This window comes from Anaerolineales bacterium (assembly GCA_030583885.1).
Taxonomy (GTDB): domain Bacteria; phylum Chloroflexota; class Anaerolineae; order Anaerolineales; family Villigracilaceae; genus Villigracilis.
Genome location: CP129480.1, coordinates 2,506,859 through 2,528,521, shown reverse-complemented (window position 1 = coordinate 2,528,521; position 21,663 = coordinate 2,506,859). Strand labels below are relative to the sequence as shown.

Here is a 21,663-nt window from a genome sequence, read left to right as displayed (position 1 = left end):
TCGATACATCCCGCGAAAAACACGCGGGGTTACTCAAACACCGGATATGATTATTTCGCCTTTTTGACCGCATGCCCGCCGAACTGGTTGCGGAGCGCTGCCAGCATTCGGGCAGGGTAGTTCTCCTCATCGCGGCTGGCGAAGCGCATTTGCAGCGCGAGGGTGATGACAGGTGCGGGCACATCGAGGTCAATGGATTCGAACACCGTCCAGCGGCCTTCGCCCGAGTCCGCCACCCAGGGTTTGATGTCCTTTAGTCCGGGGTCTTCGTCGAGGGCATTTGCCGCCAGATCCAACAGCCATGAGCGGACCACGCTTCCGTGCTGCCAGATGTGCGAGACCTGCGCGAGGTCGAGTCCAAATTCATCCTTTGCTTTCAGGATGCCGAATCCTTCAGCAAAGGCTTGCATCATGCCGTACTCGATGCCGTTATGCACCATTTTGACGTAATGTCCTGCGCCATGTGGACCAACGCGCCCCCAACCCAAATCTTTTGCGGGGGCAAGCGTTTCGAAGATGGGGCGCAGGATTTCGGTCGCCTCGACCTTGCCGCCGATCATCAGGCTGTAGCCTTCGGCGAGTCCCCAAATCCCGCCGCTGGTGCCGCAGTCCACAAAGTGGATGCCCTTGGTGGCGAGCATTTCCGCATGCTGGATGGTGTCCTTGTAATTCGAGTTGCCGCCGTCGATGATGATGTCACCTTTGCGTAGCAACCCGACGAGATTTTCGATGAGTTTCTTGGTGGGCTTTCCCGCAGGAACCATCACCCAGATGATCCTCGGATGGGATGTCAATTTGCCGACGGCCTCTTCCAGCGAAAACGCGCCGTCCACACCGTTTTGGATCGCGGCTTCCACGCCTTCTTTTGAGCGGGTATGTCCGATAACACGATGTCCGCCGCGCACGAGGCGGGTCGCCATATTTAATCCCATTTTGCCAAGCCCGATCATTGCCAGGTCCATGTTGGTAAACTCCTTTGGGTCTTTTACAAAAAACTCCCCGCCGCTTCAGCAACCATCCAAACCAGATTCCCATCCACGGGCTGGATTCGTTGTGCGGGATATTTTTCAAGATTTCTTTCACCCTTCAAGACGTTTCGCAATGTCTCCGCTTTGCCGGCGCCTGTCACCAAAAACCAAATCTCTCTTGCCTGATTGAATACCAGCGGAGACAGGGTCACGCGGTTTGCGGGGCGATCTTGATAGTGCGCGGTTACAGCGAGTGCGGGTGTTTTAATGTCAATGGGCGATCCGGGGAACAATGAGGCGGTGTGACCGTCATCGCCCATGCCGAGCAGGACAAGATCGAAACGGGGAAAGCTGAACGGCGCGTCCGCGAATCCGCTCAGGGTTTGGGCATAGTCCTTCGCAGCGGAACCGGGTTCGAGTTCGGAACTGATGCGGTGAATGTTTGTCTTCCCGATTTTGTCGAAGAGGACTTTTTTTGTTTGTCCGTAATTATTGCCAGCATCGTCCACAGGCACACAACGTTCGTCGCCCCAAAAGAAATGAACGCGGCTCCAATCCAGTGTTTCCGAAGCGAGCCGTCCATATAACTTCATGGGCGTGCTGCCGCCAGAGAGCGCGACCAAAAAACGCCCGCGCTTTGCGATGGACTGGTTCGCGGTCTCGATGAATGCCACCACCGCAAATTGACTTAGCTCGTCCGTGTCCCTAAAGATTTTGATCATTTTCTTTGCGATTGTAACTCACATGGACTAAAATGCAGGCATGCTCAATGTTAAGAAATTGCAAACGCTTCGCGCGCGGACCTTCAACCTGCCTCCCGCAAAACGGCTTTCGACTCTGCGCCAGGCATTGACTTTTGTCAATCAGCGCGGCTTCGTCTATTTCTGGCCCATCAAAGGGATTGTCCTGCCCTCGCTGTGGACGGCGGTTGCAGGCGACCGACCTGTTGCCGACAAACACGATGATCCCGGTCACATCACCTGGGGCTGGAAGGATGATGCCCTCGATAAAAAGATATGGTATTACGGGAAAATTATGCGCGGCAAAGCGACGATGATCTCGCTGGAGATCGCACCCTATTTTTATGCGCTCTCCGAGAATTATGGTGAGCCTGAAGAAGATTATCTGATTGCCTATCACGAGGGACGCTTGACGCAAGCCGCGAAGCAGGTCTATGAAACTCTGCTCGAGCATGGCAAATTGAACACGCTGGACTTGCGGAAACTGGCGAAACTTTCCAATGTAAAGGATACGGAATTCAGCAAGGCGTTGGAATATTTACAGCGCGATTTCAAAATATTGCCGGTTGGCGTGGCACAGGCGGGTGCGTGGAAGTATTCGCACATCTACGGGATCACCACACATCATTTCCCCGACCTGTCCGAGCAGGCACGCAAGATCACCCAGTCACAGGCGCGCGCGAAACTGCTGGAGTTGTATTTCGACATGGTCGGTGCGGCTCAATTGCGCGATGTGCAGAAGTTGTTCGGCTGGGGGAATGAGGTGGTGAAGAAGAGCGTTGGTAAATTGGTTGAAATTGAAAAATTGTCAGCAGCCCAACATCCGAAACATGCCGGCGAGTGGATCGCTCTGTGGGGATTATAGACGGCTCAATTTTTCACGCCTGCCCCTGTTTCCAGTCATTATACTTGTGCAGATCCTGCTCGATCAGGATCAAACACGCTCCCATGACCGCAACATCGTCCAGTTGACCGATGAACGGCAGCATATCCGGTATCAAGTCGAAGGGATTTAGGACGTAAATGAGCGTGAACACGATCGATGTGATGGTGCCATAAGGGATCTTGCGATACGCGCCTGACCAGTAATCCTTGACGATCGCGATCAGAAGTTGACCATCCTCCCTAAACCGCGCCAGCGGACCCCTGGCGCTGAATTTCTTTTTGAGTTCTTCAGATTTGCTGATAATTTTTTCAACATCTTTTTCCGTGACGGTTTGCGCCCCTTCTTTGACAAACTCTTCGTTTGGTTTTTTAAACATGGTGCCTTGCTCCTTTTCAATCCACAGAAAACACGAGTTAGTGTGGTCTCATTGTATCAAAAAAGGAGATTAGCTTATTAATACCTGACATGCAACGCACAGTGGGGAGTTGTCGGAAAGCGGGAAATTGACCTGGGCTAAACATTCCAGGTCTGCGGGGGGGGGGGGGGGTGAAGGAAGTAATGTAGATTGCAATATTAAAGGACTTCCGAGGCTGTGACAGCCTCGGAAGTCCTTTAATATATGCGCAGCTTTACCTGGCGAAGATCACATACCAGGCGTGGAGCAAGCCGGGGATGCCGCCGAGAATGGTCAAGACGATATTCAACCAGAAGGTGTTGTCGATCTTGCCCGTTTTCATGTACACGGCGAGCGGGGGAATGAAAAGCGAGACGATGAATTGCAGGAACTTGTTATCCATTTGCGCATTTCTCCTTGGGGAATAATTTAGACTGACTGTATCTAATTATACCGCAATGCCAGCTGGTTTGCTATTTGTGATTTCATTACAGGGGAATCTCTGCGCGGACAAAGTTTTATCTCCTGGATATATCTTGATAAAATATACTTTACGATGTATATTTACATCGTAAAGTATATTGGGAGCCAACATGGCCAGGCCGAGCAAAAAACACCAAATCACTAATCTTCAAGAAGTCATCAAGGAAACATCATGGAAACTGACTGCCAAGTTTGGTGCGCCAGCTTTGTCGCTGCGTGCGATTGCGCGCGAGTTGAAGATAACTGCTCCCGCCATCTACAACTATTTCCGAGACCGCGACGCGCTGGTCACCGCACTCATCATTGATGCATACACTACGTTTGGCGATGCGCAGATTGCGGCGCGAGATGCTGTCCCGGAAGCCGATTTGGTGGAGCGGCTGCGCGCAATCGGAATGGCATACCGTCAGTGGGCGATCGAATACCCCCAGAGATACCAGCTGGTCTTTGGTACGCCCATTCCGGGATATGTCTCTCCGGTGAAGGAGGTCCTTCCTTCTGCGGCACGTTCGCTCAGTGCCTTGGTCAGTGTAATTGACGGTTTGCGTATAGCCAATAATCTGTCTGCGGAGAATTTTCCCGCCGTTCATTCCGGGTACGAACAACAATTAGATGTTCGGCAGGATTTTGCGGGAGATTACCATATTTTCTCGCTCTCTGTTGCAATGATCGTTTGGAGCCGCGTGCATGGACTGGTTTCACTTGAAATTTCAGGCAAAATGCCGCCATTTGGCATGGATGGAGCGGACTTGTATCGTTACGAGATCGATTCGATCATCAAACAATTTGTGAAAAGCGGGAACTAGGCATGGAAAATATTATCATTGCTCAAGCATAAACGGAGAAAATAGGATGTCTGTAAATCATGTTGTTTTTGGAACAGGTGCAATCGGACGCGCGATTGCGGTAGAACTTGTCAAACGCGGGGAATCCGTCCGCATGGTGAACCGCTCGGGGCGGATGGACGAAGTACCTGCCGGGGTGGAGGTCAGAGCCGCAGATCTGTATGACCAGGCACAGGTCAAAGAAGTGACGCGTGGCGCGAAGGTCGTGTATCAGGCGTCTCAACCCGAATACCACCAATGGGTCGAAAAATTCCCGCCGTTGCAAAAATCCATCATCGATGGTTTGACGGGAGGTGACGCCAAATTGGTGTTGGTTGAAAATCTATACATGTATGGCGACACAAACGGCGCGCCGCTGACGGAGGATTCGCCGCACAATGCTCATACGCGCAAGGGACGCGTGCGCAGTGAGGTCAGCGATGCCGCGTTTGAAGCGCATCACACGGGTAAATTACGCGTGACTACCGGGCGCGGATCGGACTTCTTCGGTCCGTGGGGGCTGCCGACGGCGGCGATGGGCGAGCGGACGTTCTATCCGCTGCTGCATGGAAAGGCGGCGAATTTGGTGGGGAATATCGACCTGCCGCACACGCATACGTTTGCGCCTGATTTTGGAAAGGCGCTTGTGATTTTGGGCGGTCGTCCCGAAGCGGATGGGCAGGCTTGGCACGTACCGAACGACTCGCCGCGCGTGACCCAGCGCGAGATGGTGACGATGATCGCCGAAGAGATGGGCATCCCACCTGCATTCAGCGCGATGGGACGGGCGATGATGTGGATCGGCGGTTTGTTCATCTCTGAAGCGAAGGAGATGGTTGAGATGATGTACGGGTTTGAGAAGCCCTTTATTGTGGATTCAAGCAAATTCGAGAATACCTTCGGAATGAAGGCTACACCGATGCGCGAAGCGATCAAGGAAACGGTGGCGTGGTATCGAAGTCATCCTGAAAAGAAATAAACGTCACTGAGTGTCACGGTCGGTTGAGCAGGGCGAAGCCCGTACCGAAACCAGGTGGCAAAGCAATCCACTATTGTGGCGGGGAGATTGCTTTGCCGCAACGAGCGCTCGCTCGCAATGACACGGCAAAAAGGAGAACATTATGATTATCGTAAATTCCATCATGGCAAGCCTGCACCACATCCTTGCATTCGCGCTGACGGCGGCGCTGGTGTATGAATTCGTCGCCTACCGCAAGGAACTGACCGTCCCCGAGGCGCGCCGCATCCAGCGTGTGGATTTGGTCTATGGCATTTCGGCGGGCTTGCTGATCATCGTCGGGTTACTGCGCGTGTATTTCTTCGAGAAGGGACCGAATTACTATCTGTACAACCACATCTTCTGGACAAAGATGGCGTTATTCGTGATCATCGGTATGTTGTCTGTTTACCCGACCATCCGCTACATCAAATGGAATCCGATGCTGACGCAAAATAAAGCGCCTGAAATCCCGGACAACGAGTATAAAAACATCCGCCTGCTGCTTTGGCTGGAAATGATCGGGCTGGTGTTGGTCTTGTTCGCCGCTCCGCTCATGGCAAGAGGGGTGGGATGAAAAATGCAGGATCGACAATAGTTCTTGGCCATTGTTCGCGGTCGCCCCTGCAGTATTTTTAATGTACACTCAGGGGGAAGGAGCCACCATGCTTGAAATCGCCATCATGATCGAAGGTCAAAACGGATTGAACTGGGCGCGCTGGCGGAACATCGCCCGCCTTGTCGAAGATTTAGGCTTTGTCGGCTTGTACCGCTCCGATCACTTCACCAACATGAATCCGCCCAACAAGGATTCGCTCGAGTTATGGGTCTCGCTGACCTGGCTGGCGTGCAACACCGAGCGCATCGAGTTCGGTCCCCTGGTCACGCCGTTTTCATTTCGGCATCCCGCGCACACCGCCCGCATGGCATCCGCCGTGGACGACCTCTCGAACGGACGGCTGACACTCGGTCTCGGCGCAGGCTGGCAGGAACGCGAGCATCATCTCTACGGTTTCGATTTGCTGGATGTAAAATCCCGCATGGAGCGCTTTGAAGAAGGCTTGCAGGCGGTGACTCAATTATTGAAAAGCGACTCGCCTGTTTCATTCGACGGGATGTATTACCAGATCCGCGAAACGACTCTGCTCCCACGTCCAAAACGCCTCGGCGGTCCCCCAATCCTGATCGGCGGGAACGGAAAGAATCGTACGCTGAAACTTGCCGCCCGCTATGCCGACGAGTGGAATATCATCTTTGCCCCGCCTGAGACGGTCAAAGAGTTGAATGGATTGATGCAAGAAGCCTTGAAAGCCGAGAACCGCGAGCCAAAGTCCATGCGGCGCTCGATGATGACGGGCTGTGTTTTCGGTCATACCGAATCCGCTTTGAAAGAAAAAGTCGAAGCCCGCGGACAATCGCTTGAGCAATTGCATCAGCGTGGAATTGTGGCTGGTTCCGCGAGTGGTGTCAAGGAGCAATTGCGCAAACTCGAAGAAAGCGGACTTCAACGGGTCATGCTCCAATGGCTGGACCTGGACGATCTCGCAGGCCTGGAGGCATTGGCGAAGGCTGTCATGTAATGTGTGCGAAGGCGACGGGTTTCGATGCGGTCTTGGGTCTGCTCAATCAAGGCCGCCCGAAGCAATCTCCTCAAAGTAGGCTGAAAACTCTTTCTTAAATCTCTCTCTCGAAAAGCGAGCCGCATTTTCTCTTGCGGCTTTGTTTTTTAATTCCTTCCCTTCAGATCGAAGAACCGCCTCGCACAAACCATCAGCCGTCTGATCGCTGAACAACAACCCTGTCTCTCCATCTCGAACGATCTCCGTCGCGCCGCCTGTCCGATATGCAATCACGGGACATCCCGCCGCCTGCGCTTCGACCATTGCGATCCCAAAGTCTTCGGTAGCCATGTACACGAATGCTTTAGCGCGGTTGAGCAGGTCGGTAACTACATCGTCAGGTTGATACCCCAGCAGTTTGACGTTTTCTTTCGTCAGTTTTTGCAGGTGTGACATTTCAGGTCCATCGCCGATGACGATGAGCGGAAGTTTCAACGCATTGAACGCTTTGACGATCTCCGTCGTCATTTTGTAGGGAACCAGCCGTGAAACGTGGATGTAAAAATCATCGCGCTCTTTGGCTGGCGAAAACCGCTCCACATTCACAGGCGGGTAGATGACATGCGACTCGCGTCCCCATGCCTGTTGAATCTTCTGTGCCGTCCATTGCGAGATGGCGAGCAGGTGATCCGCCCGGGCGGCGGAGACTTTGTCCCAACGGCGAAGCAGGCTCAAGGTCAGGCGCGCGGCGGAGCCGAGAATCGGCTTGTCCAAATGGTGTAGATGCAGGTAGTCGTCCTGCAAGTGCCAGGCATAGCGCATCGGCGTGCAGATGTAGGAAATGTGGATTTGATTTTTATGAGTTTTGATGCCGTGTGCAACAGCGTGGGAAATGGACAACACCATATCGTACTCGCGGACATTCATGCTCTCGATGGCAAGCGGCATAATCGGGAGCAGTCCGCGGTAGAGATGTTCGACACGGGGGATATGTTGCAGGAAGGATGTTTTGACGCTTTGCCCGTCGAGCGGTGTGCCGATGAGATTTGATTTGTTGTGGATCAGCGCGTGCACTTGCGCTTGTGGATGAAGTTTAAGGATTTCGGAAAGTAACTTCTCGGCTCCGCCGAACACATTCAGCCATTCATGGATGATCGCTAGTTTCATGGGATGTTCCTGATGATGGATTGCGTTTTTCGCGCGGATTCATCCCACGAAAGCTGTACCGCTTTTTCAAACCCGCGCTGGCGCAGGTTCTCTGCAAGCGATTTGTCTTCGATTATGTTCCGCATGGCGTGTGCGAGTTCCTGCGGCTCGCGCGGATTGATTGGAATCGCGGCATCGCTGTAGATTTCCCTGAACACTGCGCTGTCTGATGCGATAACGGGCGTTCCACATGCCATTGCCTCCAGAATGGGCAGACCGAATCCCTCATACAAAGATGGATAGACAAACGCCGTCGCGCCGGCGTACACGGCGGGCAAATCTTCGTCACTGACGTAGGTCACGCTAAGTGCCCTGAAAGGGTATGCAGCGTGACGGGCTACAGAAATTAGATCGGTGACGTTGAAAACATGACCTACGGATTCCGCGCCTGCAATGAACAACCCGTACCCTTTCAAATTTGCCAATTCCCAAGCACAAATCAAAGCCTTCAAATTCTTTCTAGGCTCCAGCGTACCGACAGAAAGAAAATAGGGTTTGTTCAGCCCGAATTTTTTCTTCATTTCATTAATTTGTTTTTGGCCCTGCGGTTTGAACGACTCCCCAACCCCGTTATACACCACATGGATTTTTTCAGCAGGGATGTTAAGGAAATGCTGTAATCTCTGCTTTGAAAACTCGGAAACCGTGACGATCGCCTTTGCCCGCTTCGCGAGTATTTTCCATGAAAGTCTCGTCCATGATGCAAAGGCGGGACGAAACCATTCGGGGTGGTCGAACACGCTTGCGTCGTGTATGGTCACCACCTGATTCGCCACACTCCACGCGCTGGAGTTGGCGGGCGACCACAGGATTTCACCTTCTTGAATTAATCGTGGCAAAACGAACTGCTCCCACAAATGCCCCGCTACCCGTCCAAGCGAACGGTTCGGTTTGATAAATCGTTTTTGCACGTTCAGTCGACGGGATATTTCATCGGCGTATCGATCCACGCCGGTGACGCGCCTGTGTTGAAAACGCCCATTGATGGCAAGTTTCAAATTCATTCACCGATTATAATAAGAAAGAGGATTATTAAGGTCTGATTTAATGTCATTATCTTTGCCGAATCGAGTATCGCACTATTTTCTGATCGCCGCACGCGTTGCATTTGCGTTGACGGTTCTCCTCCTTCCTCTGCGCTGGCGGCTGGACGTGTGGCAGCGTCCATTCTTCCCTGTTTATTCCGATTACACTGATTTTCATCTGTTTGGAAGTGACTGGACGTTGCTGTACATGCTTGTCTTTTGGGGCTGCTCATTATTGGTGAAGCCTCACAGGGTGCGTATGGGGAATGGATTGATCTGGATCTGTCTTACGGGCTTGGTTGTTGCAGGGTGGGTCTCTGTCATTGGGAGTGTGGATCCGTTCCTCTCTCGGTATCATGCTGCCCGGTTGCTACTTCTGCTTTTCTTATATTTTTTTATTGTCAATGAAATTCATTCCCCTGTTTGGGTGATTGTCCCTGTCATGCTTCAAGTTATCATTCAGTCCATGGTTGCTATTGGACAGTCGCTCGCTCAGTCCTCTTTGGGACTGCAGATCCTTGGCGAACATTCGCTTGACCCTGTCCGCTCCGGTGTGAGTGTTGTCATCGCGGATGGATCTCGCTTCCTGCGCGCCTATGGCTTGAGCGATCACCCGAACATTCTCGGCGGCTGTATCGCCTTCGGATTCGTCCTTATGCTGGCGGTGGTCTTGTACGGGAATCGCCGCCAGCACAGGCTGGCGGCGGTTGTCTTTTTGGTTGCATTTCCCGCGCTGGTGATGACCTTCTCCCGTTCGGCGTGGTTAAGCCTGATGGTGGCCGGCAGCTTCATGGTCGGATTTGAAGCGTCTGCCCGCAGGTGGGATTCTGTCAAACGGGCGATTCTGCTTGGGGTGTTGAGTCTGCTAGTCGTCACGCCATTCATCACAAAAAATATTTCCCTGTTCCAGTCACGGATCAATTCCGGGAACATCGCGCAGGACGATCAAATGCGGGAGCGCGTGTTTTTGCTGGGTGCAGGCAATACGTTATTCGTGGAGCACGCCGCGATCGGGATTGGTTTGGGCGCATCGCCGCTGGCAATGAAGAACCGTTTTGAAAATTTTCCCCTGGATTTTCAGCCGCCCCATTACGCGATGTTGAACGCTGCAATGGAGACGGGCGTGTTTGGCGGCGTATTTTATCTATTGCTATTGATTATCCCATTGATCATATTTGCCGTGCGCTGGCGTGACTTGATAAGCAGGCCTCTGGTGATGGGCTCACTTGCCTTGTTGCTTGCGGTGTTCGTGGTCGGGTTATTCGACTATTACACGTGGATGTATGTACCGGGGCGTTTGTGGCAATGGCTGGGCTGGGGCTTGTTTTCTGCGGCAGTGATAAGGACGACGTAGAATGAGTTTGTTGCCATATCTTCTTTCGCCTGTTCTGACCGCATATGTGTTTGCCATGGGGATGCTGGTTGCATATATTTTTAATATGCTTTTCCTTGCGTTACGTGGATTGAAACAGCGGGATAAACTTTTGGAGGCGAAGACGGGGGAATTGCAGGCATTTCCTTTTGTCACCGTGCAGCTGCCAATTTACAACGAGTGGTACGTGACGGCGCGCCTGCTGGATGCCTGCGCGGATCTGGATTATCCGCGTGGCCTGCTTGAAATCCAAGTCTTGGACGACTCGACCGATGATACTGCCGCATTGATCGCTGAAAAAGTGATGCGGCTGGAAGCGCAAGGGATCGATGTCATTCACATCCACCGCACGAACCGTGATGGATTTAAAGCAGGCGCGCTTGCCAATGGACTTGAGACCGCAAAGGGTGACTTCATCGCCATCTTCGACGCGGATTTCCTCCCGCAGCGTGATTTTCTGCGCCGCATGGTGCCGCATTTTCTCCATGATCGAGTGGCTTTTGTCCAGGCCCGCTGGGGACATTTGAACCGCGATTATTCACTGCTTACCCTCCTGCAATCCTTCTCATTGGATGCGCATTTCGCGATTGACCAGCTTGCACGTTCGAGCGCCGGGTACGTGTTCAATTTCAACGGCACGGCGGGCATCTGGCGCAAATCCGCCATTCTGGATGCGGGCGGCTGGCAGGCGGATACGCTCACCGAAGACATGGACCTGTCCTACCGCGCCTTCCTGCGCGGCTGGACCGCGCGCTACGCAGGTGATGTGGAAGCGCCCGCCGAACTGCCAGTCAGTTTTACGGCATATCGCCGGCAGCAATATCGCTGGGCACGCGGCAGCCTTGAATGCGCTGTGAAATATATTCCCGTGATCTGGAAATCGGATTTTTCATTTGCGCGTAAAACTCAAGCCACGCTTCATCTCACAGGCTATTTGCTTCATCTGCTCACCGTTGCACTGATGTTGTTTTACCCGCTGCTTCTTTGGTTTGCGAGTCAATACCCAACCCTGCTTCAACCCATCGGGCTTGGCTTGGTGATGAACTTCCTCGCGCTTGTGCCTGCGATCTATTTTTCCACCGCCCAGCAGCTTCTCCGCCGCCGCTGGTTTCAAGCTTTTCCGCTCATCTTTTTGATGTCCATGTTCGCGTCCGGCATGGCGCTCAACACGATGCGCGCCGTGTTCCAGATTGTCCGAAAACGCTCCGTACCATTCGAGCGCACGCCGAAGTTCGGCATCACGCATCGCGCCCAGCCATGGCTGGGCAGCCGCTATCAGGTCAAGGTTGATTCTCTCATCGTCTTCGAAATCCTTCTTGGCATTTTCAATCTTTTCACCGGCTGGTTCGCCTTTCATCTCGGTTATTATCTGGTAATGATCTATGCCTTTTTCTTCGCGTTGGGGTTATTTTTCTGCTCAGGCTTGACCATCGCCCAGTCCATCTCGGCCCGCTTCGCCCACGACGCCAAGCCTGCTTCTGCATAAAGGACCATGCTTTTGTCCCTGACATTCACATCCCAACCGCCCGCCCTTGTTGACTCTTCCCTGCTCGAACATGCCATCCTCGCCACGCTGGCATATTCCGACATTTTTGACCATCCGCTGACCATGGACGAGTTGCAGAAATTTCTCACCATCCCCGCCGGACGAAACGAAATCAAACTCTGCGCATCTCAAATGGACAAAGTATCTTTCAAAGACGATTGTTACTTCATCACAGACCGCCCCGAGATCGTGAACATCCGCAAACAGCGCGAAGCCGATTCCCACAAAGCCTTTGAGCGCGCCATGTTCTACGGGCGCCTCATCGGCAAACTGCCATTTATCCGCATGGTTGCACTGACGGGTTCCCTTGCCATGCTTAACCTCTCGAAAAACAATGACATGGATTACATGCTCGTCGTCAAGCCTGGGCGGGTATGGGCCGCCCGTGCTTTTGTTCTGTTGTTTGGCAAGCTTGCTCGCTTGTTCGGGGATGTCATCTGCCCGAATATCATTGTCTCTGAAAACGCGCTGGCATGGGATGTAAGAAATCTCTACACCGCCCGCGAATTCGCCCAGATGATTCCCGTCAGCGGGATGGATGTATTCAACTGTTTGCGCATGGTCAATTTATGGGTTTTGGATATTTTGCCAAATCTCAACACAAATGTCATCTTGAGCGATGCGAAGGACCTCAAAGCTGGCGTGGCAATCCAGATTTTTATTGAAACTCTTCTTGCCGGCAAACACGGCGATCTCCTTGAATCCTGGGAAATGAACCGCAAGATCGCCCGCTTCAAAAAACAAGCGGGCTATGGCGCCGAAACCAACTTTTCTGCCGATATCTGCCAGGGAAACTTCGACAATCACGGCTCAAGGGCGATGAGTGCCTATCAAGAGCGGCTTCGAGAATTGAAGGTGCATGCATGAAGAAAATTCTCTTCGGACAATCCTACTACCTGCGCTTCGACCCCAAACTCTGGGCTGCGATGATGCCCTACCCGCCGCTTGGGACGTTGTATGCCGCCAGTTACATCCGCGAAAAGGGGTATGATGTGGCGCTCTTCGATGCGATGCTGGCTGAATCCGAAGACGAATGGGCAAATTCGCTTGATGAACACCAGCCGCAATACGCGGTCATCTTCGAGGATAATTTCAACTACCTCTCCAAGATGTGTCTCCTGCGGATGCGCGAAGCCGCCTTCACGATGATCCGCATGGCGAAGGAGCGCGGATGCACTGTCATCCTGTGCGGCGCGGACGCGACCGATCACTACGACAAATATCTCGAACATGGCGCGGACTACTGTCTACTAGGTGAGGGAGAAGAAACGCTCGGGGAATTGCTGGACCAACTGTCGGCTGGGAAGGAAGCGAGCGATGTCATCGGTCTTGTGTCACGCATCACGCATCACGCATCGCGCCGACCTGATATCAAAAATCTCGATGCTTTGCCTTTTCCTGCGTGGGATTTAATAGAAATCCAAAAATATAAAACGATCTGGCACGAGCGTCACGGTTATTTCTCGATGAACATGGTCACCACGCGCGGATGTCCATATCACTGCAACTGGTGCGCCAAGCCGATCTGGGGACAGCGCTACAACTCGCGCTCGCCTGAAAATGTGGCGGCGGAGATGAAATGGCTGAGGGAAAATTTCGCGCCCGACCACATCTGGTTTGCGGATGACATCTTCGGGCTGAAGCCGAATTGGATGGAACGGTTCGCGGAGTTGCTCATCGAAGCGGATGCGGTCATCCCGTTTAAATGCTTGAAACGCGCGGACTTGGTCAACGAAAAGACGGCGTCCGCGCTGGCGAAGGCGGGATGCAAGACCGTGTGGATCGGCGCGGAGTCGGGTTCGCAGAAAATTCTGGATGCAATGGACAAGGGCGACAAAGTGGAAGACATCCACCGCGCTGCCGAGTTGCTGCACGCAAATGGAATCGAAGTGGGATTCTTTTTGCAGTTCGGTTATCCCGGTGAGATGTGGGAAGACGTGCAAAAGACCTTGAAGATGGTGCGCGAATGCATGCCTGATGACATCGGCGTTTCGGTTTCTTATCCGTTGCCTGGGACGAAATTCCACGAGCGCGTCAAAATGGAACTGGGTGAAAAACAGAATTGGTTGGATTCGGATGATTTGGCAATGTTGTATCGCGGACCGTTCCCGCAGGAGTTCTATCGTATCCTGCATGGACGAGTCCATCACGAATTCCGCCTGCGCCGCGCATGGCAAAAACGGGATTGGCGCAGGATCGCGCGCACGCCGTATTATCTGCTTGGGATGCTGCGGAGCGAAATGAGATTGAAAAGATTTGCCACAGATACCCATTCGGGTACGATGTGAACGCAGATGAATAGGTTTGCTTTCCATGCTTGATTTGAGCGCCGTGGATGAAGGCTTCTCGCGCAAAGCGGAAGTCTATGATGCCTATTGTGAAGGACATCCCGTCATCCGCTGGGCGCGGGATGTGATTCGGTGCGAAGTGATGGAGCGGATTCCAAGAGATGGTTCGATACTGGAACTGAACGCAGGCACAGGCTCGGATGCGGCTTATTTCTTTCAGCACGGATACCGAGTCCATGCCACGGATGTGGCGGGCGGCATGGTCTCGGCGATTCAAGCGAAGATCAAAAACCTGAATGGCGGGAATCGTTTTACTGCCCAGCAGGCTTCGTTCACGGATTTGGATGCCGTGCAAGGCGCACCATTCGATCTGGTCTTTTCCAATTTCGGCGGGCTGAACTGCATCCCCGATCTGCATGTCGTGACGAAATTCCTGCCGCGCCTGCTCAAACCGAATGGACATGTCGTCTGGGTCGTCATGCCGCCGTTCTGTCCGTGGGAAACCCTGCAAGCCCTGCGCGGACAGTTCCGTGTGGCGTTTCGGCGCTTTCATCCGAACGGCGTTTCCGCCAACGTGGAAGATGCGAACATCATGACGTGGTATCACAGCCCAAAGGCGGTACGCGATGCGTTTGGCGCGGACTTCCATCTTCTGCGCCGACGCTCCATTTCGTTGTTCTGCCCGCCGTCCTACATGGATCGCTTCCCGCACCGCTTTCCGCGTCTGACGAATGCGTTTCTTAAACTGGACGAGCGCATTGGCGCGTCCTTTCCATTCAATCGCTGGGGCGATTTTCTGATGTATGCGTTTCAGTATGCGCCTGTATAAAAACATCCTGTGGACGGTCGGCTCGCGCTATGGTTCACAGGCGCTGGCGGTAATATCCAATCTTCTGCTGGCGCGATACTTGGGAAGCGCAGGCTTTGGCGAATACGCATTCATCACAGCGGTTGTGTTGATCGGTAACGCCTTCTCCACCTTTGGCACCGACATGATTCTCATCCGCCGAATCTCCTCCGCAAATGATTTTTCAGACCTGCCCGCCGCGCTGGTTTTACAATTATCCATCTCGGTTGTTTTCATTTTGCTGGCGTTCGTCCTTGCGCCATTCCTGCCCGTCCAACGCCCGCTATTGATCTATGTCTTTGCGCTATTGCCCTTGTCATTCTTCACAATCTTCACCACCATCTTGCGCGGTGTTCAACAAATGGATGGATTTTCCATCATGCATTTCGCTTCCGCGCTGACGCACTTGCTGGCGGTCTTGCTCCTGCTCGGTATGCGCGGCTCGGTGGCGCAACTCGCATTTTATTTGCTCTGCGTTCACGTCATTGGCGCGGCGCTTGGATTCTTCCTTTGTCGCGGCTTTCTCGAAAAATGGATATTTGCCCCCCGTCGTATCCCAGCCCTGATAAAGTCCAGCGTGCGCATGGCGTTGATCGGGACTCTGCGCTTGCTGTATGAAAAGATAACTTTGACCATCCTCCCCGTCCTGACCACGGTCAGCGAGACGGGACTCTTCGCCTCCTCCGCGCGGACAGTTGATGCGGCAAAACTCGGGCATCTCTCCGCGTTGACGGCGATCTACCCCGAAATGGCGCGGACGAAATTGGCAGGCGCACATCTCAATCGAAGTGGATTATGGTTATTCGCCGCCGCTGTGATGATCGCGTTGATATTGTTTCTCTTTGCCGAACCGATCCTTCTGCTCTTGTTCGGACGCGAATTTTCTTCATCCGCTTCTGCGTTGCGGATTCTCGCATGGACGGTTATCCCGTATTATGTCGTCTCGTATTATTCGCTGGCGTTTGTCGCCGTCGAACGCGAGATGACAGTCCTGTCCGCGCTGGGATTTGCGTTTCTGATCTTGGTCGCTCTGCTGGTTTGGTTGGTCCCGTTGTACGGATTGCGCGGTGCAGCGGGGTCAATCTTGATTGCTGAAATTGTCCAAGCCGCCCTGCTCTGGCTTCATTGGAGAAGATATGTCCGTGCCAACCCTGCCTGAAAAATACAAAAGCGAAGCAATCATCCAACCCGCTGATATGCTTGCCCTCCGCCGAAAGGCTGGGAAATTTCCGAACATCCTGCCACCTGATGGCATGGTCATCTGCATGCGCGCGGATATTTTGCGCCGACTGCGCTGGCGTTTTCGCCTGAAGAAGATCACGCGGACGCTCGGCGATATTCATCTTGTCAAATCCACGCAGGGACGGGTGGGCGTGCTTTCCGATTTTGGCATCGGCGCGCCTGCGCTGGTCGCGTTCGTAGAAGAGATGACCGCCTGGGGCGTGAAACGCTTTATCCTGCTTTCGTGGGGTGGCGCGTTGAGTTCTTCTCTGCATGAAGCCAGCGTCGTGCTGGTTGACAAAGCTGCCCGCGATGAAGGTGTGTCGTACCATTACCTGCCTCCCGAAAAATACGTCCATGCGGATGATGCCTTCATCCAAAAGGTGGCATCGCGGTTGTCCGAACGTAACATAAAATTTATGTCAGGAGCGGCGTGGACGACCGACGCTCCCTACCGCGAGACACAGGCGGAAATAAAGCAATATCGGTCCGAAAATGTGCAGGTGGTGGAAATGGAAACCGCTGGCTTGTACGCGCTTGCCAAAGCGAGAAATGTCGGCGCGGCATCCATAATCATCGCAGCGGACAGCCTCGCGGATTTGTCCTGGCATCCACCCGTTGATATGCGGCGCATCAACCGCGCATTCGACGATTGTCTTCGCGTTGCGATTGACCTGCTCGATGAGGGCGCATGAAATTCGTTTGTCCGCGTTGTCGCGCTGAATTGCAGAAAATAACCGAGGCGGAGTTGCTCTGTCTGCGGGATTGGTTGACCTTCGAGCAAAGGGATGGGATTTGGCGTTTTCTGCTACCCGAACGCGAATCGCACTATGCCCGCTTCATCGCAGACTATGAAACTGTCCGCCGCGCGGAAGGTCGCTTCTCGGCGGACGCTTCGTACTATCGTTCCCTGCCATTCAAAGACCTGAGCGGACGCTTCTCCGCTGATTGGCGAATCCGCGCGGCGAGTTTTCGGGCACTGAAGGGATTACTGCGGGCGGAGTCGAAGGTTCTGGATGTGGGAGCAGGCAACGGCTGGCTGTCGAACCGTCTGTCGTCGCTTGGGCATCACGTTTGGGCGGCGGACTTGCTCGTCAACCCCGAAGACGGCTTGGGCGCATGGACTTTCTACGAAACGAAATTCGCACCCGTTCAAGCGGAGTTTATCCATTTGCCGTTTGCGGAGCAGTCTGTGGACGCGGTCATTTTCAATGCATCCTTTCATTATTCCGAAAGGTACGAAGTGACCTTACGCGAGTCACTGCGCGTGCTTTCACCCACTGGCAGGGTCATCATCATGGACACGCCTGTGTACCGCGATACGAACTCAGGGGTTAAGATGCTGGAGGAGCGCAGTGCGCGCTTTCTCGCGGGCTGCGGTTTCGCATCGGATTCGATTGCGAGCGAAGGCTTTTTGACCTACGCCCGCCTGGACGAGTTGGGGCGGACGCTGGGCATCCGCTGGCGGCATGTGCGTCCGTTCTATGGGTTGCGGTGGGTGCTTCGTCCGTGGTTGGCGCGTCTGCGCGGCGGTCGGGAGCCTGCCGAATTTGGCTTGTGGGTCGGCGAAATTGGGAAACCCGTCTGATGTTTGTGCGTATATCTTCAAAGGCTTTCAATTTCCAGCGAAAAGTTATACACTAGGAAATGAACCTCACAACAAAGGAGAATCAATTATGAGCAATTCAGGTCGTTCCCAACTGGCGCTCGGCGTCATTTTGATCTTGATCGGGGCGTGGTTCCTGCTTGACCGCACCGTGCCAGCCTTCAGCGCGTTCTTCTCAGCGTACACGCAATGGCCCACCAATCTGGTGCTGATCGGCGGGGTCATCTTCATTCTGGGGCTGGTGCTCGGCTCGCCCGGCCTGTCCGTCCCTGCCGCCATCGTGGCGGGATTGGGCGGCATTTTCTATTGGCAGGAGACCACCGGCGATTACGCATCGTGGTCGTACATGTGGGCGCTCATCCCCGGCTTTGTGGGAGTGGGGAGCATCCTCGCAGGCCTGCTTGGCGACCACACAGCGCACAACCTCAAGCGCGGGATGAACCTGCTGGTCCTCAGCGCCGTACTGTTCCTCGTCTTCTCCGCATCCTTTGGCGGGTGGAACATCCTTGGCAATTACGGTCCCGCCATTTTGTTGATCCTGCTCGGGTTGTATGTGCTGGGCAGCGGGTTGTACCGTTCGTATCGCAACAGGGATGAATGACATGCGCCGCTATCAGTTGTTCTGGGGCGGCATCCTGCTTCTGGTCGGTTTTTTGATGCTTGCCAGCGCCATGGGAATCACACTCCCGAACGGCAGCTCGTTGATGAGTATTTTCTGGCCCCTGCTGCTCATCGGTTTTGGGGTTTGGGTTCTGGCTGGCGTGTTCCTGCGCGGCAAAGTGGAAGAAGAGTCCGCCAGCATTGAATTGCAGGACGCATCCACAGCCAGCCTGCGGGTCAATCACGGTGCGGGCGAACTGCGCCTGCACAGCGGCGCTTTATCGCATGAACTCGCGCGCGGGATGTTCGTCGGAGGGTTGGAGCACAAAGCCTCTCGAAACGGCGACAGGCTCGAAGTCAAGATGCGACCCGCGCGGGATATTTCGTTCCCGTTCATCGGTCCGCGCTTCAGCCTCGATTGGGACGTCGCGCTCAATCCCTCCATCCCAACGGATTTGGAGTTCAATCTCGGCGCGAACAAATCCGTGATCGACTTGCGCGACATGAACATCACGGGACTGCACTTCAAGACGGGAGCCAGCGATTCGACCATCACCCTGCCGGCAAGCGGGCGCCTCAGCGCGGACTTTGAAATTGGCGCGGCATCCCTGACCTTGATCGTACCCGACGGCATTGCCATCCGCGTACGCGCGACGCTTGGCGCGGGCGACATGAGCGTGGACCGTTCTCGTTTCCCGCAGGACGTATCCCCCGATTTCGACACCGCCGCCAATGCAGTGGATATCAACGTCAAAGGCGGCGCGTGTTCCGTGCGCGTGAGATAAAAAAGGTGCTGACATGAAACGATTTGATCTAAGGATTGTCTTTGGTCTGCTGCTTATCCTCGGCGGCGGACTGGCACTGGCGCAGGCTATGGGCTACCTGCAAAACGCCTCCGACTATCTCTGGGGTGCGGTATTTCTCATTGGAGGGCTTGTCTTCCTGGCCCTGTTGTTCGGCGGCCATTGGTGGAGTGCGTTTCCCGGTTTTGCGCTTGCCGCACTTGGCATTTTGATCCTGCTTCCTGATTCCATGGACGAATTGGGCGGCGCGGTCTTTATGGGCGGCATTGCGCTTTCCTTCTGGTATGTGTATTTCACCAGCCGTAGTGAACGCTGGTGGGCGATCATCCCGGCTGGGGTATTGACCGTCCTCTCGCTTTTGATCCTTGCCTCCGCACAATTCGAGGAATATTCCGGTGCGATTGTGCTGGGTGGAATCGGGTTGACCTTCTTCGTTGTATATCTGACGAACACAATGGAACGCTGGTGGGCATTGATCCCCGGCGGCGTGCTTGCCACACTCGCTGGCGTGACTGTCGCCGCGGAGAGATTTGGTGAATTTCAAACGGCAGGCTTTTTCTTCTTTGGCCTCGCGTTGACTTTTCTGCTCGTCGCCCTGCTGGCAAGGATGAGTTGGGCGTACTGGCCCGCGGGCGTGCTGGGGATCATGGGCTTCCTTGGCATAGCATCCCTTTTGGATTTTGCCAATTACGTTTGGGCACTCGCCTTGATCATTGCCGGCGGCTTTCTGCTCTATCGATATTTTGCCGGCAGCAGATGATTTTGTATCTAGAGCGGAAGAGGACATCCCGCGCAAACGCGCGGGATGTCCTCTTCCGCTGCCTGCCTTGGCTGGCGTCTATTTTGCTTCGATCACATTCACGCCCGGGAAGAACTGGTGTACGGTTCCCGCCACCCAGCCATGCAGTGTGGATGGCAGAAGGGGACAGTTCAAACATGCCCCCCCCAGCCGCACTTCAAGGGTGCTGCCGTCAAACGAGACGAACTCCACCGTCCCGCCGTGATATTGTTCGATGTAGGCATCGAGAGTCTCGACCAGATGGCGGAGTTGAGCTTCTTTGTCGCGTACTTCTGTTGCTGCCATGTTCTTTCTCCTGTCTATTCCGATTGACCGGAATTCAAAAGCAATTGGATCTGCGCATGCGCGTTTTCCCAACGGGGTGAGACAATCCGGACAAGCCGGTCAATGATGATTTTACCTGTTTCCGGGTGTTCCCGAACAAGTTTCCATAGATCCCCCCCTCGTATGCGCAAGGCTTCCACTTGTGATTCGCTGATCACGCTGGAGGTGTAATTGCTGCTGCCAACCACTGCCGACCAGCCAAATACACCTCCTTCACGCAGTCGAGTCAGGGTCATGGATGGTCCGTCATATGGTTTGTAGTGGATCACAACTTCCCCCTTGAGGATCAGGTACATATAGCTTGCCGGGTCGCCTTGTTCAAAGATAATGGTTTCAGACGGGCAGGAAAATGCATTAAAAAGAGGTTTAAGCATTGTGATTTCAGCAGGCCTGAGATCCTGGAAGAAGGGAATATAAGGGAGTGACTCCAGCATTTGTCATGCATGTTAATCAACGTTTGGACAGGTTGCCAGTATCATATTTCCTAAAGACAGCGACATTTATCCCTTTTTAACAGGTTCGTTTTTTCCGGGTTATACTTTGTCAAATAGGTAATTTTATAAGGTGTAACAACTTCATAATCATGATGACTGAAACAGGTAAATGCTCCTCCACCCAACCATCCGCAGGACGTTTTATTGCCTTGCTGTTAATCGGGGTGGGACTCATCACGATTGGGGCCATGTTTATCATGCTTTGGGGATTTCCGCTCGCCTCCACTGAGGACTTTTCAACTGTTCCCGCCAAAGTTGATTTTCCCGCACCTGAGCTGACCCTCGAAGATCTTTCCGGGAAAATGGTATCCTTGAGCGACTCCCGTGGGAACGTTGTGCTGGTCAACCTTTGGGCAACGTGGTGCCCTCCATGCAGGGCTGAGATGCCCACCTTGCAGGCGTTCTATGAAAAATATAAATCATACGGCTTCGTGTTGATTGCAATTAATCAGGAGGAAGCGCGCCAGGTTGTTGCTCCTTTTGTCGCCGAGTTTGGGTTGACCTTTCCCGTCTGGCTGGACGAGAAGTACCAGTCCCAGCGAGAATTCAATACGATGAGTTTGCCGAGCTCCTACGTGATAGATCGTGACGGCTGGGTGCGCCTGATGTGGATCGGCGGCATCTCGGAAAGAAACCTGGAGAAGTATGTACCCGATTTGATCATGGAGTGAAACAGGAAAG

General features: G+C 53.7%; 24 protein-coding genes and 1 pseudogene. 17 read left to right on the top strand and 8 right to left on the bottom strand.

All coding sequences use genetic code 11. From position 1 onward, the window contains the following. Positions 1-50: 50 nt before the first annotated feature. Positions 51-965: pseudogene (gnd, locus tag QY332_12600) on the bottom strand (decarboxylating 6-phosphogluconate dehydrogenase). 20 nt (positions 966-985) lie between these two features. Beyond that, a complete protein-coding gene (gene pgl / locus QY332_12595) occupies positions 986-1,690 on the bottom strand; it encodes a 6-phosphogluconolactonase (GenBank protein WKZ34452.1) in 705 nt (234 codons plus the stop codon). A 40-nt stretch (positions 1,691-1,730) separates the two neighbouring features. Between pgl and QY332_12590 the strand changes: the two genes are divergently transcribed. Further along, on the top strand, positions 1,731-2,573 hold the full coding sequence (locus QY332_12590) for a crosslink repair DNA glycosylase YcaQ family protein (protein WKZ34451.1): 843 nt from the start codon (positions 1,731-1,733) through the stop codon (positions 2,571-2,573). A 13-nt stretch (positions 2,574-2,586) separates the two neighbouring features. Here QY332_12590 and QY332_12585 read toward each other — a convergent pair whose 3' ends face one another. Together QY332_12585 and QY332_12580 are read right to left on the bottom strand one after the other, a co-directional pair. Continuing rightward, complete coding sequence (locus QY332_12585; GenBank protein ID WKZ34450.1) at positions 2,587-2,970, bottom strand: YkvA family protein; 384 nt, start codon at positions 2,968-2,970, stop codon at positions 2,587-2,589. Positions 2,971-3,223: 253 nt separating this feature from the next. Continuing rightward, the gene (locus QY332_12580) at positions 3,224-3,391 is read right to left on the bottom strand and encodes a YqaE/Pmp3 family membrane protein (protein WKZ34449.1); all 168 of its coding nucleotides are present in this window, start codon (positions 3,389-3,391) and stop codon (positions 3,224-3,226) included. 190 nt (positions 3,392-3,581) lie between these two features. On the opposite strand from QY332_12580, the gene QY332_12575 reads away from it, so the two are divergent. The 4 genes from QY332_12575 (at position 3,582) to QY332_12560 (ending at position 6,872) form a co-directional block, all read left to right on the top strand. Beyond that, positions 3,582-4,277 (top strand): TetR/AcrR family transcriptional regulator, encoded by a 696-nt coding sequence (locus QY332_12575; protein WKZ34448.1) that lies wholly within the window; start codon positions 3,582-3,584, stop codon positions 4,275-4,277. A gap of 46 nt (positions 4,278-4,323) precedes the next feature. After that, positions 4,324-5,274 (top strand): SDR family oxidoreductase, encoded by a 951-nt coding sequence (locus QY332_12570; GenBank protein WKZ34447.1) that lies wholly within the window; start codon positions 4,324-4,326, stop codon positions 5,272-5,274. A gap of 142 nt (positions 5,275-5,416) precedes the next feature. After that, a complete protein-coding gene (locus QY332_12565) occupies positions 5,417-5,869 on the top strand; it encodes a DUF2214 family protein (protein ID WKZ34446.1) in 453 nt (150 codons plus the stop codon). Between the two features lie 88 nt (positions 5,870-5,957). Then, positions 5,958-6,872, top strand: a complete 915-nt coding sequence (locus QY332_12560; GenBank protein ID WKZ34445.1) for an LLM class F420-dependent oxidoreductase — start codon at positions 5,958-5,960, stop codon at positions 6,870-6,872. Positions 6,873-6,914: 42 nt separating this feature from the next. Here QY332_12560 and QY332_12555 read toward each other — a convergent pair whose 3' ends face one another. Continuing rightward, positions 6,915-8,018, bottom strand: coding sequence for a glycosyltransferase (locus QY332_12555; protein ID WKZ34444.1), 1,104 nt, complete (start codon positions 8,016-8,018; stop codon positions 6,915-6,917). Then, positions 8,015-9,061 (bottom strand): glycosyltransferase family 1 protein, encoded by a 1,047-nt coding sequence (locus QY332_12550; protein WKZ34443.1) that lies wholly within the window; start codon positions 9,059-9,061, stop codon positions 8,015-8,017. Before QY332_12550 ends, QY332_12555 begins: the two co-directional genes overlap by 4 nt. A 43-nt stretch (positions 9,062-9,104) precedes the next feature. Between QY332_12550 and QY332_12545 the strand changes: the two genes are divergently transcribed. The 11 genes from QY332_12545 to QY332_12495 all read left to right on the top strand — a co-directional run bounded on the left by QY332_12545 (position 9,105) and on the right by QY332_12495 (position 20,125). Further along, positions 9,105-10,436: an O-antigen ligase family protein gene (locus QY332_12545; GenBank protein ID WKZ34442.1), complete on the top strand. Its 1,332-nt coding sequence runs from the start codon at positions 9,105-9,107 to the stop codon at positions 10,434-10,436. A 1-nt stretch (position 10,437) separates the two neighbouring features. Beyond that, positions 10,438-11,940, top strand: a complete 1,503-nt coding sequence (locus QY332_12540; protein WKZ34441.1) for a glycosyltransferase family 2 protein — start codon at positions 10,438-10,440, stop codon at positions 11,938-11,940. A 12-nt stretch (positions 11,941-11,952) separates the two neighbouring features. Next, complete coding sequence (locus tag QY332_12535; protein ID WKZ34440.1) at positions 11,953-12,867, top strand: hypothetical protein; 915 nt, start codon at positions 11,953-11,955, stop codon at positions 12,865-12,867. Next, positions 12,864-14,288 carry a radical SAM protein gene (locus tag QY332_12530; GenBank protein ID WKZ34439.1) on the top strand — a complete coding sequence of 475 codons (1,425 nt, stop codon included), beginning with the start codon at positions 12,864-12,866 and terminating at the stop codon, positions 14,286-14,288. The genes QY332_12535 and QY332_12530 overlap by 4 nt, the downstream gene beginning before the upstream one ends. Before the next feature lie 25 nt (positions 14,289-14,313). Continuing rightward, on the top strand, positions 14,314-15,117 hold the full coding sequence (locus QY332_12525; GenBank protein ID WKZ34438.1) for a class I SAM-dependent methyltransferase: 804 nt from the start codon (positions 14,314-14,316) through the stop codon (positions 15,115-15,117). Beyond that, positions 15,092-16,294, top strand: a complete 1,203-nt coding sequence (locus QY332_12520; GenBank protein WKZ34437.1) for an oligosaccharide flippase family protein — start codon at positions 15,092-15,094, stop codon at positions 16,292-16,294. The genes QY332_12525 and QY332_12520 overlap by 26 nt, the downstream gene beginning before the upstream one ends. Beyond that, positions 16,272-17,051: a nucleoside phosphorylase gene (locus tag QY332_12515; protein WKZ34436.1), complete on the top strand. Its 780-nt coding sequence runs from the start codon at positions 16,272-16,274 to the stop codon at positions 17,049-17,051. Before QY332_12520 ends, QY332_12515 begins: the two co-directional genes overlap by 23 nt. After that, positions 17,048-17,944, top strand: coding sequence for a class I SAM-dependent methyltransferase (locus tag QY332_12510; protein WKZ34435.1), 897 nt, complete (start codon positions 17,048-17,050; stop codon positions 17,942-17,944). Before QY332_12515 ends, QY332_12510 begins: the two co-directional genes overlap by 4 nt. Positions 17,945-18,032: 88 nt before the next feature. Beyond that, positions 18,033-18,563, top strand: coding sequence for a hypothetical protein (locus QY332_12505; GenBank protein WKZ34434.1), 531 nt, complete (start codon positions 18,033-18,035; stop codon positions 18,561-18,563). A 1-nt stretch (position 18,564) separates the two neighbouring features. Continuing rightward, positions 18,565-19,347 carry a DUF5668 domain-containing protein gene (locus QY332_12500; GenBank protein ID WKZ34433.1) on the top strand — a complete coding sequence of 261 codons (783 nt, stop codon included), beginning with the start codon at positions 18,565-18,567 and terminating at the stop codon, positions 19,345-19,347. 13 nt (positions 19,348-19,360) lie between these two features. Then, positions 19,361-20,125: a hypothetical protein gene (locus tag QY332_12495; GenBank protein ID WKZ34432.1), complete on the top strand. Its 765-nt coding sequence runs from the start codon at positions 19,361-19,363 to the stop codon at positions 20,123-20,125. Positions 20,126-20,203: 78 nt separating this feature from the next. On the opposite strand, the gene QY332_12490 is transcribed toward QY332_12495, so the two are convergent. Beyond that, positions 20,204-20,449 (bottom strand): NifU family protein, encoded by a 246-nt coding sequence (locus QY332_12490; protein ID WKZ34431.1) that lies wholly within the window; start codon positions 20,447-20,449, stop codon positions 20,204-20,206. 14 nt (positions 20,450-20,463) lie between these two features. Beyond that, a complete protein-coding gene (locus tag QY332_12485; GenBank protein ID WKZ34430.1) occupies positions 20,464-20,862 on the bottom strand; it encodes a cyclic nucleotide-binding domain-containing protein in 399 nt (132 codons plus the stop codon). A gap of 209 nt (positions 20,863-21,071) precedes the next feature. Between QY332_12485 and QY332_12480 the strand changes: the two genes are divergently transcribed. Then, positions 21,072-21,653, top strand: a complete 582-nt coding sequence (locus QY332_12480; protein ID WKZ34429.1) for a redoxin domain-containing protein — start codon at positions 21,072-21,074, stop codon at positions 21,651-21,653. The last annotated feature ends 10 nt before the right edge of the window (positions 21,654-21,663 follow it).

Coding starts and splice junctions, on each gene's coding strand:
- QY332_12490 (WKZ34431.1), bottom strand. CDS start 20,449: ATGGCAGCAACAGAAGTACGCGACAAAGAAGCTCAACTCCGCCATCTG.
- QY332_12505 (WKZ34434.1), top strand. CDS start 18,033: ATGAGCAATTCAGGTCGTTCCCAACTGGCGCTCGGCGTCATTTTGATC.
- QY332_12525 (WKZ34438.1), top strand. CDS start 14,314: ATGCTTGATTTGAGCGCCGTGGATGAAGGCTTCTCGCGCAAAGCGGAA.
- QY332_12565 (WKZ34446.1), top strand. CDS start 5,417: ATGATTATCGTAAATTCCATCATGGCAAGCCTGCACCACATCCTTGCA.
- QY332_12540 (WKZ34441.1), top strand. CDS start 10,438: ATGAGTTTGTTGCCATATCTTCTTTCGCCTGTTCTGACCGCATATGTG.
- pgl (WKZ34452.1), bottom strand. CDS start 1,690: ATGATCAAAATCTTTAGGGACACGGACGAGCTAAGTCAATTTGCGGTG.
- QY332_12550 (WKZ34443.1), bottom strand. CDS start 9,061: ATGAATTTGAAACTTGCCATCAATGGGCGTTTTCAACACAGGCGCGTC.
- QY332_12510 (WKZ34435.1), top strand. CDS start 17,048: ATGAAATTCGTTTGTCCGCGTTGTCGCGCTGAATTGCAGAAAATAACC.
- QY332_12575 (WKZ34448.1), top strand. CDS start 3,582: ATGGCCAGGCCGAGCAAAAAACACCAAATCACTAATCTTCAAGAAGTC.
- QY332_12495 (WKZ34432.1), top strand. CDS start 19,361: ATGAAACGATTTGATCTAAGGATTGTCTTTGGTCTGCTGCTTATCCTC.
- QY332_12515 (WKZ34436.1), top strand. CDS start 16,272: ATGTCCGTGCCAACCCTGCCTGAAAAATACAAAAGCGAAGCAATCATC.
- QY332_12570 (WKZ34447.1), top strand. CDS start 4,324: ATGTCTGTAAATCATGTTGTTTTTGGAACAGGTGCAATCGGACGCGCG.
- QY332_12545 (WKZ34442.1), top strand. CDS start 9,105: ATGTCATTATCTTTGCCGAATCGAGTATCGCACTATTTTCTGATCGCC.
- QY332_12560 (WKZ34445.1), top strand. CDS start 5,958: ATGCTTGAAATCGCCATCATGATCGAAGGTCAAAACGGATTGAACTGG.
- QY332_12520 (WKZ34437.1), top strand. CDS start 15,092: ATGCGTTTCAGTATGCGCCTGTATAAAAACATCCTGTGGACGGTCGGC.
- QY332_12530 (WKZ34439.1), top strand. CDS start 12,864: ATGAAGAAAATTCTCTTCGGACAATCCTACTACCTGCGCTTCGACCCC.
- QY332_12555 (WKZ34444.1), bottom strand. CDS start 8,018: ATGAAACTAGCGATCATCCATGAATGGCTGAATGTGTTCGGCGGAGCC.
- QY332_12585 (WKZ34450.1), bottom strand. CDS start 2,970: ATGTTTAAAAAACCAAACGAAGAGTTTGTCAAAGAAGGGGCGCAAACC.
- QY332_12580 (WKZ34449.1), bottom strand. CDS start 3,391: ATGGATAACAAGTTCCTGCAATTCATCGTCTCGCTTTTCATTCCCCCG.
- QY332_12485 (WKZ34430.1), bottom strand. CDS start 20,862: ATGCTTAAACCTCTTTTTAATGCATTTTCCTGCCCGTCTGAAACCATT.
- QY332_12500 (WKZ34433.1), top strand. CDS start 18,565: ATGCGCCGCTATCAGTTGTTCTGGGGCGGCATCCTGCTTCTGGTCGGT.
- QY332_12590 (WKZ34451.1), top strand. CDS start 1,731: ATGCTCAATGTTAAGAAATTGCAAACGCTTCGCGCGCGGACCTTCAAC.
- QY332_12480 (WKZ34429.1), top strand. CDS start 21,072: ATGATGACTGAAACAGGTAAATGCTCCTCCACCCAACCATCCGCAGGA.